Below are 15,234 nucleotides of genomic sequence, written 5' to 3'. Positions count from 1 at the left end.
AATAGGGAAGGATTATACAATTTTGATCAAATAAAAAACATGATTCTCAAAGAATAATCATGTTTTTTATTTATGCAGTGTTTTCATTTGTTATGCTGTTTTCTTTCGTTTAGTAACTGGAATAGATCGATTCAAAATGCTATTTGTGATCATTCCAGCTATAATGATAATCATCCCAATAAGTGAGAGTCCGATAGGGAATGAACCATTTAAGAAAAGCATTTCACCAAGAACAGTAAATACCATAGTTCCGGCTTGCGTTGCTTCTACAGCACCTAATAAGGAAAGGTTATCTTTCGCTAAATCTGTTGCAAAGAAAAATGTCATTGTGGCGATAACACCAGAACATAATGCTAATAAAAATCCTTGAAGCATTTGACCGGATGTTGGAATGCCTGTTGCCCCAAAACCATATATTGCAAGAATAATTGCTATAGGCAGGCTGCCGATTGCCATTCCTAATACACGCTGGAAAGTATCAAGGCGTCCTCCTACAACTTCCATCATTTTTCGATTGCCGAATGGATATAAGAAAGCTGCAAGAACAACAGGAAGAAAACCAGATATAAATTGAGTGGCTGTAATATGCCCAGCTTCTGTTGCTTGCATACAAATTACACCAATTAAAATGAAAAGTGATACGTATAAACTGCGAAGTGGGATTTTTCCGCGTACGCGTTTTGTACCTGTTTTTGTTTCAATCGTAATAAAAAATAATGGCGATAGTAGCAAGCCAGCGAGTATTGTAACTTGCCAAGTTCCTGCAACAAGCCAAGCTGGAGAAAAGACAGCAGCAAAGCTTAATAAAGAATAAAAGCCGATCCCTGCTAAAGATCCCCACCCTAGCCATGCAAAGGGATGTTTTCGCATTTCTGACCATAAGGGCCAAAGGTTTTTGCGAAATAAAACGATAAGGAATAAAATAGGGAGAGCGAATAAAAAGCGAAAAGAAGCAGTCCAAGCCCAGCTTGTTCCAGATACATTCATTGCTCTGTTAATAATGAATGTTGCAGAGAAAAAGGCGGATGATAAAATACCTAATAATATTGCGCGCATGATACGTAAGCACTCCTTTCGAGATTCGAAACATTTATGTATAGTATAATATACTTAAAGTTAATTAAAGTAAACTTTTTTATACTTAGAGGTGATTTTGTTATTATGAAAGAAAAAGAGGATATGCAAACAAAAGAAGTCATTCAGCAAGTTGGTCAGTTATTAAGACAAATTCGTAATGAACAAAAACTGAGTTTAGAAGAATTGGCGCAAAAAACAGGGGTTAGTAAATTAACATTAGGAAAAATCGAAAGAGGTGAAACGAATCCAACATTAGCCGTCATTTGGAAAATTACGAAGGGGCTGTCAATTCCATTGTCGAGGTTAATGGTAGTTGGAGAACCAGTAGCGATTGCTCGCTGTGGAGAAGGATTTGCGGTAGACGTAGGACAGGCATGGCGGTTAGAGACAATGTTCCGGTATACGAAAGAAACGGGCATGGAGATGCATCGTGCTTGTTTAAGACCGCAAAGTATGTATGAGCCAGAGTCTCACCATGAAGGGGCGATTGAACTTGTTACAGTTATGAAAGGACAAGTTGCTATTCAAGTTGAAAATGATGTGTATGAATTAAATGAATTTGATTCGATTCAGTTTGAAGCGAATAAGAAGCATAGTTATAAAAATGCTGGAGATGAAATAGCTGTTTTGCATTTAACGATGAAGTATTCTTCTTAGCTATAAAAAAGAGCGCTTGCAATAAAGCGCTCTTTTTTTATAGATTTTAACTATATTTTTGATAAAATACAGTTAAGTTTAAATATTCTGAAAAAATAAATTGAGTAGGATAAGGGATGAGACGAATGACGAAATTTAGATTATGGAGATTGGTGCAACAAATTCGAACAAGCCTTCGTTTAAAGTTATTAACATGTTTTTTAGTGGTCGCACTTATTCCGCTCATGTTGTTTAGTTGGATGTCATATGAAAAGTCATCCAATCTTGTAAATGAACAGTTTGGGGATTATGGAAAGTTTGCTATATCGCAGCTTCAAACTCAAATTGAATTAACATTAAGCCATATGCATTTAATTGCTAGTGATATTCAAGAATATTTATCAGACCCGACATTAATTGTTTTAAAAAAAGAAGCACCGAAATCGTATTCGGAATTTATTATTGAGAAAAATTTTGAAAGGTTTTTAGAAGCGCATAAAACAGCACAAACGAAGGGGATCTTTTTAATTACACCTAGCGGTTATTATTATGGAGATCGGTATTTAGATGTGCAGAAACTAAAACAAGAAAAATTTTGGGAAGAACAAGGGAATTTATCACAAGGGTATTGGAATGGGATCTATGTTCCGAATCATTACTCTGCACTTGATAAAAGCAAAGTAATTGGATTACTTGTTCCAGTTAAAACATCATTCGGTAGCTTGAAAGATAGCCGAATATTAGTGGAAACAGATGCGACGGATTTATTTAAGTTTATTGATTCATTAGAAACAGATTTGCATGCATTGATTACCATTCGTGATGAAAAAAAACAGGTGATTTATACGACGGATGAAAATTATAAAAAAAACAAGGATGATATCATTTGGGAAAAGCCAATTCCATCAAATAAATGGAGTCTAGAAATTATTATTCCAGAAAAAGAATTTTATCAATCCTCTACAATTATTTTGTTTGTTACATTAATTGGAATTGTTGTATCACTGTGCTTAGCTTTTATGCTGGCATTTTTAATCTCGGCTAAGTTAACGGAAAATATCACGAATTTGGATCATGCAATATCTCAAGTAAGTAAAGGAGATTTTTATACAAATATACCAGTAAATTCACAAGATGAAGTAGGGAGTTTAACTGTGAATTTTAATAAAATGGTTGTTAAAATTAAATCATTAGTAGAAGAAATATATCAGAAAGAAAAGTTGAAAAAAGAAGCTGAGCTCAAGGCAATTCATTATCAAATTAATCCGCACTTGCTATTTAATACATTAAATTCTATTCAATGGAAAGCAAAGCTTCAGGGGGCAAGTGATGTAAGTGAAATGATTTATCATCTTGTTGCTGTGTTAGAAGGGAATTTAAATTTTGCGAATGATCTTGTCACACTCCAAAGTGAACTAACCATTATTGAGCACTATTTAAAGGTACAGGAGATTCGATTTGGAAATCATTTTTCTTATACGCAAAATGTCTCGTCTTCTATGAAAGGGGAACATATTCCAAGAATGTCGCTTCAGCCTATATTTGAAAACATATTTTTTCATGCTTTCGACGATGGACATGGAGCTATTACATTATCGGCATTTGAAAAGGATAATGGTGACTTATGTATACATATTACCGATGATGGTCGTGGTATTTCTGATAGGCGGAAACGGGATTTATTACAAGAGCCGTCTGCAGAACAAAGAGGTGGGCTTGGATTATATAATATCGATCAAAAATTCAAATTACATTTTGGGCTAGAGTACGGATTAACGATTCAATCAGAAGAAAAGAAAGGAACTATAGTTCAGATTCTTTGGCCAAAGGGAGGGATACAGAAGTGAAACGTATTAAAGTGCTCATTGCGGATGACGAGACGATTGTTCGAAGGGGATTGAAGATGGCGGTAGATTGGTCGGCGTATAATATGGAAGTAGTAGCGGATGTGCCAAATGGTGAGAGAGGATGGGAGGAGTTTGTACAGCATGAGCCAGAAGTGGTTATTACAGATATTGTTATGCCTGTTGTAAATGGAATTGAGTTTGTGAAAAAGATTAAACAACATGCGCCGAAAACAAAGGTATTATTATTAAGTTGTCATCGTGATTTTGAATATGCGCAAGAAGGAATTAAACTGGGGGTTTCAGGTTATTTATTGAAAACATCGTTTCATGATGAGGAGCTGGATCAATATTTACGAGCATTTCAAAAAGAGTTAATGATTCATAGGGAAGCGGAAGGGATTGAACAGCAAAAATTCCTCTTTTACGAAGATTTTTTTCAATGGTTATGTGGTTTTCAAAATCAGTTTCAAGAAGTACTTGTGGATTTATTTCGTAATGAATGGAAATGGATGAACGATGGGTATTATGCTTGTTTTATAAGATCGGAATCGAGATTACATCTCATATTACAAGATATTGATCAAAAGATACCAAATCCACATGTGAAGATCTTATGTGGAAAGGAGCAATGTTTCTTATTTCTTAATGAAAACTATAAGGAAATGATGGAGCAAATGTTTATGGATGTAAAGAGTACATACGAAGAGCTATATTGGATTACATCAGGGGAGCTGTTCAGTATAGAGCAATGGATCGATTCGGTTAAATCGATGAAGCAATTTGCAGAACTTGAGATTAAGTATAAAGTAACGATTAACAATTGGCCAAAAACAATTAAAGAGGCTATTTTGTATACAATGAATCATTTATCAGAGCCAATTGTTGTTTCAGAAGTGGCAGAGATGGTGGGACTAAGCAGGAGCCATTTTAGTATGCTTTTTAAAAAGATAATAGGTGAAAGTTTTCATTCTTTTACAGAACGAAGAAAACTTGAACTTGCCATGCAAATGCTTCAAACAACCTCACTTACGATTCAAGAGGTAGCGGAACATATTGGTATTTCAAATAGTAAATATTTTAGTAAATGGTTTAAAAAGTGTACAGGAACAACGCCATCAGAATATCGAGAAAAACAATGTGGAACTTTATATAAAACAAATTGACACCCTGATTTCGTCGAGCGAACAATTTGATAACAAAAATCGAACAAATCGATGTTTTTAACCGCTTTCATAAAAGGTAAAATGAAAGCGGTTAAATTATTTATTCTGAAAAATCAGAAATAAAAAAGCTTTTTGGAGAAGGGGAGTGTGTGCAGTGAGAAAAATGGTACATGTATGTCTTAGTTTTATGCTCGTACTTATTGTTTTTTTAGCTGGTTGTAGCTCAAATGAGACTACAAGTAAAAAATCATCAAAGGATGATGAAAAGAAACAAACATCAAATGATGGAACAGTTTTGCGATTTGCAACTTGGGATTCTGGAAAAAATTTGAAGATTCAGCAGCAAATTGCAAAGAAATTTGAAGAGAAGAATCCGGGAGTAAAAGTACAGGTGGAGGCTTATGGTGATGGTTTTGATCAAAAGCTCGCAGCATCTTTCGGGGCGAAAAACCCACCGGATGTTATGTATATGTGGAATTTCCCAGCTTACTATAAATCTCTTGAGCCTTTAGATGAACTGGCAAAGAAAGATCCAGATATGAAATTAGATGACTTTTATCAAGGGCTATTTAACTACTCTAGTATTGACGGGAAATTATATGGTATGCCAGCAGGGTTTACAACGCGGGTTATATATTACAATAAAAAGTTATTTGATAAAGCGAATATTCCATACCCGAAAGATGGATGGACTTGGGATGAGTTTGTAGACACTGCGAAAAAGTTAACAGATGCAAGCAATAAACAATATGGCTTTGCTTTACGACCTGAGCCAGATACGTATGATTTACAAGGGTTTATTTGGAGTAACGGTAGTAGTTTTGTAAGTGAAGATGGAAAACAAATAAAAGGACATATGAACAGTCCAGAAACAATTGAAGTTATGAAATCTTTCCAAAGTATGCTAAAGGATAAAACGGCTGTATTAGTAGGTGGAAAAAATCAACAGAGCGGTGATGATATTTTTAAAGCTGGGAAGTTAGCGATGTGGGAGAGTGGAATTTGGCCATTAGAAGGATTTAAAGATGCAAAAATTGATTTTGGTACAGTAGAACCTCCTGCATTTAAAGGGAAACCAGTGAAGGGACTTGTTGGTACATCAGCTGTTTCAATTGCAAAAGATGCAAAGCATAAAGAGTTAGCTTGGGAGTTTGTTAAGTTTTATTCTTCACCAGAAGCGATTAAAATGCGAACTTCTGATTTGCCAGTTCGAATTAGTGTTGTAAAAGAATTGAAGAAAGAGGAAGATGCGAATGTTAAACCGTTCTACACAATGCTAGAACGTTCAACAAATACACCAGCATTTTTACTTAACCCAAAATGGGATGAAGTAAACCGGAATTTATCAGCGGCAATAAATGCAATTATGCTTGGACAAGATCCAGAGCAATTATTAAATAAAGCTGTTCAAGATTCAGAGAAATATATGGATAAATAATTGTAAAAGCAAAGAGGTGTGGATGTTGAAATATGGAGTATCTATAGAAAGTGAAACGAATATAGCCATTAGGAAAAAGAAAATGAAATGGGAGAAACTCGTTCCTTATGCATTTATATTTCCATGGGTATTTGGCTTTGTAGCCTTTACCCTTGGTCCTCTTTTATTTTCATTATTTATTAGTTTTTTTGACTGGCCGCTTATTGGAGAAGTTCAATTTGTTGGACTAAAAAACTATCAAGATATGTTTCTAAATGACCCGATGTTTTGGGACTCGTTATGGGTTACTGTGAAATTTGCAGCATTATTTGTTCCGTTTAATTTAATTATTGCCCTATTTTTAGCGATTTTGCTAAATCAAAAGGTAAAAGGATATGCGTTTTTTCGAACATTTTTCTATTTGCCAAGCGTTATTTCTGGTGTGGCTTTAGCGATGATTTGGGCATGGGTGTATAACGGAGAGTATGGTATTTTGAATTACTTTCTATCGCTTGTTGGTATAAAAGGACCAAATTGGTTAAGTGATCCGAACTGGTCGCTAATTGCGATGGTAATTGCTAGTTTATGGGGACAAGGTACGCTTATGCTCATTTTTTTAGCAGGATTAAAAAATATCCCGCAAAACTTGTATGAGGCTGCTTCCATTGATGGAGCTGGAAAAGTGCAACAATTTTTCAAAATTACATTGCCGATGTTAACGCCGACGATTTTATTTAATTTAATTACAACAATTATCGGTGCGTTTCAACAATTAACATTAGCGCTTGTATTAACCGGCGGAGGTCCATTAAAGTCCACCTATTTTTACGCGATGTATGTATATGAAAATGCATTTAAGTATTTTAAAATGGGCTATTCATCAGCGAATGCTTGGTTTATGTTTTTAATCATTTTAGGGTTAACACTACTTGTTTTTAAATCATCAGCAGCTTGGGTTTATTATGAAAATGAGATGAAGTCAAAGTAGAAGATGAATAAGGAGGATGCAGTGTGAGAACGAAGAAGCGCATACATCGAATTGTAGTGTACGCACTATTAATAGGTTTTTCCATTTTATTTTTATTGCCCTTCTTTTGGATGATTACAACATCTGTGAAATCACCAGAAGAATTATATTTATATCCGCCAAAGTGGATTCCATCTGAGTTTAAATTTAGTAATTTTGCAAAGGCGTGGACGAGTCAACCATTTAATACTTTTTTATGGAATTCAATTGTTGTAACAGTATTTTCAACAATCGGACAGTTAATATCATCTTCTTTAGTAGCATACGGTTTTGCACGTTTTAAATTTAAAGGACGGGATATTTTGTTCATGATTGTGCTAGCGACGATGATGATTCCGTGGGAAGTAACGATGATTCCGCTTTATATGGAATTTAATGCTCTCGGCTGGATTAATACGTTAAAATCTTTAATTATTCCATCTTGGTTTGGCGGTGCGTTTTTTATCTTTTTAATGAGACAATTTATTATGTCTGTTCCAAAGGAGCTAGATGAGGCTGCAAGGATGGATGGTGCGAACGCTTTTCAAGTTTACTACCGTATTTATTTACCGATTATGAAACCGATTTTAATTCTTGTTGCTGTTTTTAATATTTTAGGATGTTGGAACGATTATCTAGGACCGCTTATTTTCTTAAATGACCAAAGCAAATATACATTAACGCTAGGCTTAGCACAGTTTAAAGGTATGTTTGGCGTTGATATGGAAGGGATTATGGCGGTGACATTGTTAATTAGTATTGTACCTCTTGCACTCTTCTTTTTCGCACAACGCTATATTGTGGAAGAGTCGGGGCATACGGGCCTTAAATAATAGAGCGTAGAAATGATGTGACAAAGTGAATGCAAAAAGGAGGATCGATATGGGACATAACATGTTAGAGGACTTAGAAAATGTTCAAGTAACAGGGCGGAATCGCATGGAGGGAAGAGCACATTTTATTCCATTTCAAACTGAACAAGCGGCTCTATCTTTTACGCGTGAAAGCTCTTCTTATTACAAATTGCTGAATGGAATGTGGAAGTTTTTGTACTTAGAATCCCCAAAGCAACTTCCAGAGAATTTTTTCATAAGTGACTTTGATTGTAGTGAATGGGATACGATTCATGTACCTGGGCATTGGCAATTGCAAGGATACGGAAAGCCGCATTATACCGATTTATATTATCCGTTTCCGGTTCAGCCACCCCATGTTCCATTTGAAAATCAAGTGGGTTGTTATAAAAATGAATTTTATATACCAGAAAGTTGGAACGGAGGATGTATTCGTATTCGATTTGAAGGTGTGGATAGTGCCTTTCATTTATGGATAAATGGAGAAGAAGTGGGATATAGCCAAGGAAGTCGTTTGACGGCAGAGTTTGATATTACATCGTTTGTTCATGCCGGAAAGAATACGATGACAGTATGTGTGTATAGATGGTGTGATGGATCTTATATAGAAGATCAAGATATGTGGTGGTTAAGTGGTATTTTTCGTGATGTGTACATTGTGCATGAACCTGCTGTACATATTTATGATATGACGTTATGTACAACGCTTGATGAAAATTATGAAAATGGTGTATTACAACTAAGTACAAAGATTTGCAACGAACAATTACTGAATAAAAATTATGTACTAGAGTATAAGTTTTGTAATAAGAATGGGGAAGTATTAGATCAACATACATCGTATTTGGACTTACAGGGGAAAAGGGATATAGATGATACACATTCGTTTTCTGTCAAAAAGCCGCAGAAATGGTCCGCAGAAGACCCGTATTTGTATATTGTATTGTTCACGATTCGAAACGAAAATAGTGAAGTTGTAGAAGTGATTTCACAGAAGATCGGTTTCCGGATGATTGAGATGAAGGATAGAAATCTTCTTGTCAATGGTATTCCCATTATATTTAAAGGGGTGAATCGTCACGATCACGACCCGGATACAGGAAGATATGTCACATATGAAACAATGAAACAAGATGTAATGCTTATGAAACAGCATAATATTAATGCGGTGCGAACAGCACATTATCCGAATGATCCACGTTTTTATGATCTATGCGATGAATATGGTTTATATGTAATTGATGAGGCTGATTTGGAATGCCATGGATTTGAGTTGATTGGTAATGCAAACGTATTAAGTGATGATCCTGAATGGGAAAATGCTTATGTAGATCGTGTGGAACGTATGGTGCGTCGAGATCGCAATCATTCTTCAATTATTATGTGGTCACTCGGAAATGAATCTGGGTTCGGTTGTAATTTTATTGCAATGGCGAATAAGTGTAGGGAATTGGACCAATCAAGAATCATTCATTACGAAGGGGATCGAGAAACGAAAGTCGCTGATATTTTTAGTACAATGTATTCTTCAGTCGAAAAGATTATTGGTTATGCAGAAGAAGAAAAGTGGGAAAAACCTCATATTTTATGTGAGTATGCTCATGCGATGGGAAATGGACCAGGCGGATTAAAAGAATATTGGGAAGCGATTTATAGTCATAAAAGATTACAAGGTGGCTTTGTTTGGGAATGGATTGATCACGGATTACGTCAAGTGAATGAAAATGGAGAAGAGTACTTTGCATATGGAGGTAACTTTGGAGATACTCCGCATAATAGTAATTTCTGCATTGATGGACTACTCTTGCCAGATCGAACGCCATCGCCAGCTTTGTTGCAATATAAGAAAATAATTGAACCTATTAAAGTAGGAGAGATAGACATACGAAGTGGTAGGATTTCGATACAAAATATATATGATTTTCGCTCATTGAAAGGCTATCGTGTGCAGTGGACTGTCAAAAAAGAAGGAAAAGTAATTGCGAGTGATTCTATAGATGCCCCGCCTTTGTTACCGAAAGAGAGTTGTGAGATTCAGTTGCTCTTTAAAGATGAAATAGCCCTTCATACAGAGGAGGATTGCTATGTAACAGTATCGATTGTATTAGGAGCAGATACAAATTGGGGAGTAGCAGGACATGAAATAGCTTGGGAACAATTTTGTATTCCAGCTCTGAAAAAGATAAGAAGAAAAAGAGATTCGAAGTTATATGAGCCAGTAACTTTACATGAAACAAAGGAGGAAATTCGTGTTGCTGCTGAAAGTTTTGCTATTTCTTTTCACCCTGTAACAGGGTGTATAAAAGACTGGACCTTTAAAGGGCAATCACTTATGGAAGAAGGGCCTGAATTAAATATTTGGCGGGCAACAATTGATAATGATATGTATGTAGTTGAAAAATGGAAAGAACAATATGTACACCTTGTGAAACATGACGTAGCGAGTATAGAAGCTGTACAACTTGAAAATGGAAATGTTGAAGTTGTTGTGAAAGGATTTATTTCCCCGCTTGTCGTGAATTGGAAAATTGCTTTTACTTATACGTATGAAATTGAAAGAAGCGGAGCTATGAAAATAGAGACAAAGTTGAATCCAAGCGGTACTTTACCAGAGATGCTTCCGCGAATTGGGCTCGAAATGCGTCTGCCAAAACAATATCAAAATGTAAGTTGGTTTGGACGTGGACCAGGAGAATCATATGTGGATAGTAAAGAAGCGAACAAAATAGATTTGTATGAAATGACTGTAAAGGATTTATTTTTCCCGTATGTTTTTCCGCAAGAGACGGGAAATCGAACAGATGTAAAGTGGGTTTCGTTATATGATCAATATCATGTTGGATTTGTTGCGCATAGTACGCAAGATTTTAATTTTAGCGCCTTGCCTTACACGACAGAAGATTTAGAGAAAGCAGAGCATTTATATGAATTACAAGAAAGGGAGTTTGTTACGTTCCATCTAGATTATAAGCAAAATGGTTTAGGAAGCGCGAGTTGTGGGCCGGCTCAGCTTCAGGAGTATCAGTTGAAGCCGGAGCCGTGCCAGTTTGAAGTGTACATTGTTCCTTTTAATGGGGATCATAAACGAGCTTTTGAGATCGTAAAAGAATCTTAAATTACAAGAGAGCCCTTCTATTGCTAGGGCTCTTTCCTAGGGGGATATAAATGTTTGATTTACAACAAGTTCCATTTAGTCGGTACGGTTCTTTTTTAGTTATTTCTTTAAACTATGATAACGGATTATTGATTCGAAACATTCGCGGTGGTGACGACGATTTTGGTGAAGTGTTTAAAATAGAGGTATTAAATCGGGAAGGAGAGGTTTTACCATGTGAAACAAAGATGTCGCCATCTTTACTAACGCTCCAAACTGTAGAAGGTGATGTGAAGATTTGTTTCTCTCATTCTGATACAATTCGTTTTTATTCGGATCGATTGCAGCTACGTTTTATTGGGATTACAAGTTCGTATGATTACTGTATTCCAAGTGCACAAGGTGGGTGGGAAATTAATAGCTTTTCAAAAGAAATGAGGTTTCATTTATCTGCTATAGAAGGGGTTATGCATATGGATGCCCCGTTTGAAGAACTTCGTTGTAAACATATTATTGTTGATATTTATGCGCAAGATGAAGAATCAGGGATTGATGTGGAACTAACGGAATACAAAACAGTATTGCAGAAGCCGAAGGAGACGAAGACATTCGCGGAGGCGGTGGATGCTGCTGAAGTGGATTTTGTAAATTGGTTACGTCATACATTGGCTGTCCCGAAAGACTTATTGAAAGGAAGAGAGTTAGCGGCTTATATTACATGGTCTTGTATGGTAGAAGCGGAAGGGTATTTACCGAGAAAAGCGATGTATATGTCAAAAAACTGGATGACAAATATATGGAGTTGGGATCATTGTTTTAATGCGATGGCATTAGCGATGCATCAGCCGACAGTGGCGTGGGATCAATTTATGATTTTCTTTGATAAGCAAGATGAGTGCGGTGTATTACCGGATTATATTAACGATAAAAGTGGGCTATGGAATTGCTGTAAACCACCTATTCATGGGTGGACGCTGAAATGGATGATGGAACATACAGATTTTATAACAGAAGAGCATTTACAAGAAGTGTATGAACCGTTATGCAAATGGACGGATTGGTGGTTTACATATCGAGATGATGATGAGGATGGGGTTCCTCAATATAATCATGGGAATGATAGCGGTTGGGATAATAGTACGATTTTTCACCGTGGTGCCCCTATTGAGAGTCCGGACTTAAGCTCATTTCTTATTTTACAAATGGAGGTATTATCGGAGGTCGCGGAGAAGCTTGGATTTGAAGAAGAAGCAAAGCGATGGGAAGCGCGAGCAAATACAACGCTCAATCGTATGATTCAACATTGTTGGAGAGAAAAGCGTTTTATTGCCCCGCAATCTGGGAATCATTCATATGAAGTATCAGATAGTCTTGTGTTATATATTCCTCTCATTTTAGGAAAAAGGTTACCTAAAGAAATCATTGAAAGCTTACTTGTAGAATTGAAAAAAGAAAATCACTTTTTGACAAAGTATGGTTTTGCAACAGAGAGTATAAGGAGTCCATATTATCGTGATGATGGATATTGGCGCGGGCCAATTTGGGCACCGACAACATTTATTATGACTGAGGCTTTACAAGCAGTTGGCAAAAATGAATTTGCAAAGGATATTGCTGTTCGTTTTTGTAGGATGGCAAATAAAAGTGGGATGGCTGAAAATTTTCATGCACAAACCGGGCAAGGATTGCGTGATTTAGCGTTTACATGGACTTCTAGTGTGTTTCTTATTTTAGCAAATAAGTATTTGTTAACACAAAAAGAAAGTATGCTCTATCAAAAAGTGACAAGATGAAAGAAAGGCACCGATTGGGCACCGGTGCCTTTTTAGTAAGAACGTGGCATAAGCAACAAACAAACAAGATAGACTAAAAAACCTGTTCCGAAGCATAGAATCGCAATAACCCAAAGTATGCGAATCATACTAACGCTTATATCAAAATATTCTCCTAAACCACCGCATACACCAAATAAAACTTTATCAGTTTCAGATCTACGTAACTTTTTTTCCATTATAAACCCCTCTCCTTTTTAATCACCATTTTGTTTCTTTTATGTATTGGTGATTCTTTATACTTTTATCTTACATGGAAAAGAATATGTAAACTATCGAATTATATTACATTTTTCTGAAAGAAGATTACAGTTTTGTAAGGCAGTTGTACACATAAAAGAAAGGAGAGGATAGCCTCCTTTCTTTTACGTATATATTGCTTTTATTTTCGGAAACGGTAAGGAACTGTTGTGACTATAACATTTTTCTTATATAGAAGATAGACACGTAGTAATACACTCGATTGGTTGTGTAAAAAGTTATGCCAGTTCTTTTTTGTAATAAATTGCGGAATTAAAACGGTAACGAAACGATTCTTTTCTTGCGCCTTATGCTGAATAATTGTAATTAATTTTGCGATAGGACGCATTAAGCTTCGGTAAGATGAGATAAAGGTAACGAGACGAATATTCGGTTGCCATTCTTTCCATTTTTCCTGCATACGTAGTTCGCTTTCTTTATCAAAAGCTACATACACAGCGATAACTTGATCGCTAATTGTTTCTGCGTAATTGATGGATTGTTCGACTACTTTTGTAATACCAGCGACGGGAACAATTACGACGTTACCAGTTACTTTTTCAGGAATTTCATTAAAATTGATGCGCAACTGTTCTCCTACTGCAACATAGTGATTGTGGATGCGATGAAAGATGAAAACAATGATAGGTAAAAAGATAAGAATGGACCATACTTGCGCAAATTTTGTAATAAAAAAAATGAGAAGCACAGTTAATGAAATAAGAGCGCCTAATAAGTTTGTTAGTAACTTAGGCATCCATCCTTTTGGCTTTTCTCGTAACCATTTTATAATCATACCTGTTTGTGACAATGTAAAAGGAATGAATACCCCGACAGCATACAACGGGATTAATTGCTCGGTTTTACCTTGGAATGCAACGATTAAAAGCATAGAACTAATACCTAACGTAATGATTCCATTTGAATACCCTAAGCGATCTCCACGCATTAAATACATACGCGGCATATATTTATCTGATGCTAAATTAAATGCTAAAAGTGGAAATGCTGAAAAACCTGTGTTTGCAGCTAGTACTAAAATAAGCGCAGTTGTTCCTTGAATAAAGTAGTATACAAAATTCCTTCCAAATATATTTGAAGCAATTTGGGACACGACAGTGTCATTATGTTTCGGAGCAATTCCATACCAATAGGCTAAAAATGTAATACCCGTAAATAAAATAGCAAGAATCGTTCCCATGATAACTAATGTTTTTGCTGCATTTTTTGCAGCCGGTTCTTTAAAATTTGGAATTGCATTGGAAATTGCCTCTACCCCTGTTAAAGCGGAACAACCAGATGAAAAAGCCTTCAACAAGAAGAAGAGTGTAATGCCAGGCACGACTGTTCCAATCGGTGTATGTAAATGAGCGGGAGCTTGCCCAGAAAAAATTTTAAAAACACCAGCAATAATTAAAATAACAAGTGCAAAGGCAAAGAGATAGACAGGATAAGCTAGAATCGATGCTGACTCCGTTACGCCTCTTAGATTCAAAATTGTAATAAATAAAACAAGTATGACCGCGATTGGAACGGTGTATGTGTGCAAAGCCGGAAAAGCAGATGTAATAGCATCGGTTCCAGCTGAAACACTTACAGCTACAGTAAGGATATAATCAACAAGTAATGATCCTCCTGCAATAAGCCCAGCATTTGTGCCTAAGTTTGTTTTGGAAACAACATAAGCACCTCCGCCATGCGGATAAGAAAAAATAATTTGTCGGTATGATAAAATGAGCGCTGTCAATAAGATTAAAACGCCAATTGCGATCGGGATGGAATACCAAAAAGCAATCGCTCCAAATGCAGCTAATACAATTAAAATTTGTTCTGTTCCGTAAGCGACAGAAGAAAGGGCGTCAGAAGAAAGGATCGCGAGTGCCTTTAGTTTATTTAATTTTTGTTCCCCGAGTGCTGTTGACTTAAGTGGTCTACCGATTAAAAATCGTTTGAAGGCCGAAAACATAATGACACCACCAATACATAAAATTTTGCGTGCAAAGCGGATTGGTATGAACACATACATCCCTGTTTGGTAGTATTGACTGTTTATTGATGAATCTTTCTG

Annotated in this window: 11 protein-coding genes; 8 read left to right on the top strand and 3 right to left on the bottom strand. The window is 36.1% G+C overall.

Going from position 1 to position 15,234, the window contains the following annotated elements; all coding sequences use genetic code 11:
• Positions 1-90 precede the first annotated feature (90 nt).
• Positions 91-1,056, bottom strand: a complete 966-nt coding sequence (locus JDS96_RS05970) for a DMT family transporter (protein WP_003200735.1) — start codon at positions 1,054-1,056, stop codon at positions 91-93.
• 105 nt (positions 1,057-1,161) lie between these two features.
• Between JDS96_RS05970 and JDS96_RS05965 the strand changes: the two genes are divergently transcribed.
• From JDS96_RS05965 to JDS96_RS05930, 8 genes are all read left to right on the top strand, one after another.
• Positions 1,162-1,734, top strand: a complete 573-nt coding sequence (locus JDS96_RS05965) for a helix-turn-helix domain-containing protein (RefSeq protein ID WP_003200737.1) — start codon at positions 1,162-1,164, stop codon at positions 1,732-1,734.
• 116 nt (positions 1,735-1,850) lie between these two features.
• Positions 1,851-3,560, top strand: coding sequence for a sensor histidine kinase (locus JDS96_RS05960; protein ID WP_050780586.1), 1,710 nt, complete (start codon positions 1,851-1,853; stop codon positions 3,558-3,560).
• Positions 3,557-4,723, top strand: a complete 1,167-nt coding sequence (locus JDS96_RS05955) for a response regulator transcription factor (protein WP_018764408.1) — start codon at positions 3,557-3,559, stop codon at positions 4,721-4,723. The genes JDS96_RS05960 and JDS96_RS05955 overlap by 4 nt, the downstream gene beginning before the upstream one ends.
• A 187-nt stretch (positions 4,724-4,910) precedes the next feature.
• Positions 4,911-6,161 carry an ABC transporter substrate-binding protein gene (locus JDS96_RS05950; protein ID WP_003200743.1) on the top strand — a complete coding sequence of 417 codons (1,251 nt, stop codon included), beginning with the start codon at positions 4,911-4,913 and terminating at the stop codon, positions 6,159-6,161.
• 22 nt (positions 6,162-6,183) lie between these two features.
• A complete protein-coding gene (locus tag JDS96_RS05945) occupies positions 6,184-7,128 on the top strand; it encodes a carbohydrate ABC transporter permease (RefSeq protein WP_018764406.1) in 945 nt (314 codons plus the stop codon).
• Positions 7,129-7,151: 23 nt separating this feature from the next.
• A complete protein-coding gene (locus tag JDS96_RS05940; RefSeq protein ID WP_018764405.1) occupies positions 7,152-7,979 on the top strand; it encodes a carbohydrate ABC transporter permease in 828 nt (275 codons plus the stop codon).
• 49 nt (positions 7,980-8,028) lie between these two features.
• Positions 8,029-11,115 carry a beta-galactosidase, LacZ type gene (lacZ, locus tag JDS96_RS05935; RefSeq protein ID WP_199666368.1) on the top strand — a complete coding sequence of 1,029 codons (3,087 nt, stop codon included), beginning with the start codon at positions 8,029-8,031 and terminating at the stop codon, positions 11,113-11,115.
• 50 nt (positions 11,116-11,165) lie between these two features.
• Complete coding sequence (locus JDS96_RS05930; protein ID WP_199666367.1) at positions 11,166-12,887, top strand: amylo-alpha-1,6-glucosidase; 1,722 nt, start codon at positions 11,166-11,168, stop codon at positions 12,885-12,887.
• A 32-nt stretch (positions 12,888-12,919) separates the two neighbouring features.
• Here JDS96_RS05930 and JDS96_RS05925 read toward each other — a convergent pair whose 3' ends face one another.
• Together JDS96_RS05925 and JDS96_RS05920 are read right to left on the bottom strand one after the other, a co-directional pair.
• Positions 12,920-13,105 (bottom strand): PspC domain-containing protein, encoded by a 186-nt coding sequence (locus tag JDS96_RS05925; RefSeq protein ID WP_003200751.1) that lies wholly within the window; start codon positions 13,103-13,105, stop codon positions 12,920-12,922.
• A 203-nt stretch (positions 13,106-13,308) separates the two neighbouring features.
• Positions 13,309-15,132, bottom strand: coding sequence for an APC family permease (locus JDS96_RS05920; protein ID WP_018764402.1), 1,824 nt, complete (start codon positions 15,130-15,132; stop codon positions 13,309-13,311).
• Positions 15,133-15,234: the final 102 nt, after the last annotated feature.

Origin of the sequence: Bacillus cereus group sp. N21 (genome assembly GCF_016483395.1) — a bacterium.
Taxonomy (GTDB): Bacteria; Bacillota; Bacilli; order Bacillales; family Bacillaceae_G; genus Bacillus_A; species Bacillus_A pseudomycoides.
Note: the sequence above shows the minus strand (reverse complement) of the source record. Positions and strands in the feature narration are given on the sequence as shown.

Bases quoted from the DNA above. Each gene is read 5' to 3' on its own strand.
- JDS96_RS05945 (WP_018764406.1), top strand. From the start codon at position 6,184: ATGTTGAAATATGGAGTATCTATAGAAAGTGAAACGAATATAGCCATT.
- JDS96_RS05930 (WP_199666367.1), top strand. From the start codon at position 11,166: ATGTTTGATTTACAACAAGTTCCATTTAGTCGGTACGGTTCTTTTTTA.
- JDS96_RS05920 (WP_018764402.1), bottom strand. From the start codon at position 15,132: ATGTTTTCGGCCTTCAAACGATTTTTAATCGGTAGACCACTTAAGTCA.
- JDS96_RS05965 (WP_003200737.1), top strand. From the start codon at position 1,162: ATGAAAGAAAAAGAGGATATGCAAACAAAAGAAGTCATTCAGCAAGTT.
- JDS96_RS05970 (WP_003200735.1), bottom strand. From the start codon at position 1,056: ATGCGCGCAATATTATTAGGTATTTTATCATCCGCCTTTTTCTCTGCA.
- lacZ (WP_199666368.1), top strand. From the start codon at position 8,029: ATGGGACATAACATGTTAGAGGACTTAGAAAATGTTCAAGTAACAGGG.
- JDS96_RS05950 (WP_003200743.1), top strand. From the start codon at position 4,911: ATGCTCGTACTTATTGTTTTTTTAGCTGGTTGTAGCTCAAATGAGACT.
- JDS96_RS05960 (WP_050780586.1), top strand. From the start codon at position 1,851: ATGAGACGAATGACGAAATTTAGATTATGGAGATTGGTGCAACAAATT.
- JDS96_RS05925 (WP_003200751.1), bottom strand. From the start codon at position 13,105: ATGGAAAAAAAGTTACGTAGATCTGAAACTGATAAAGTTTTATTTGGT.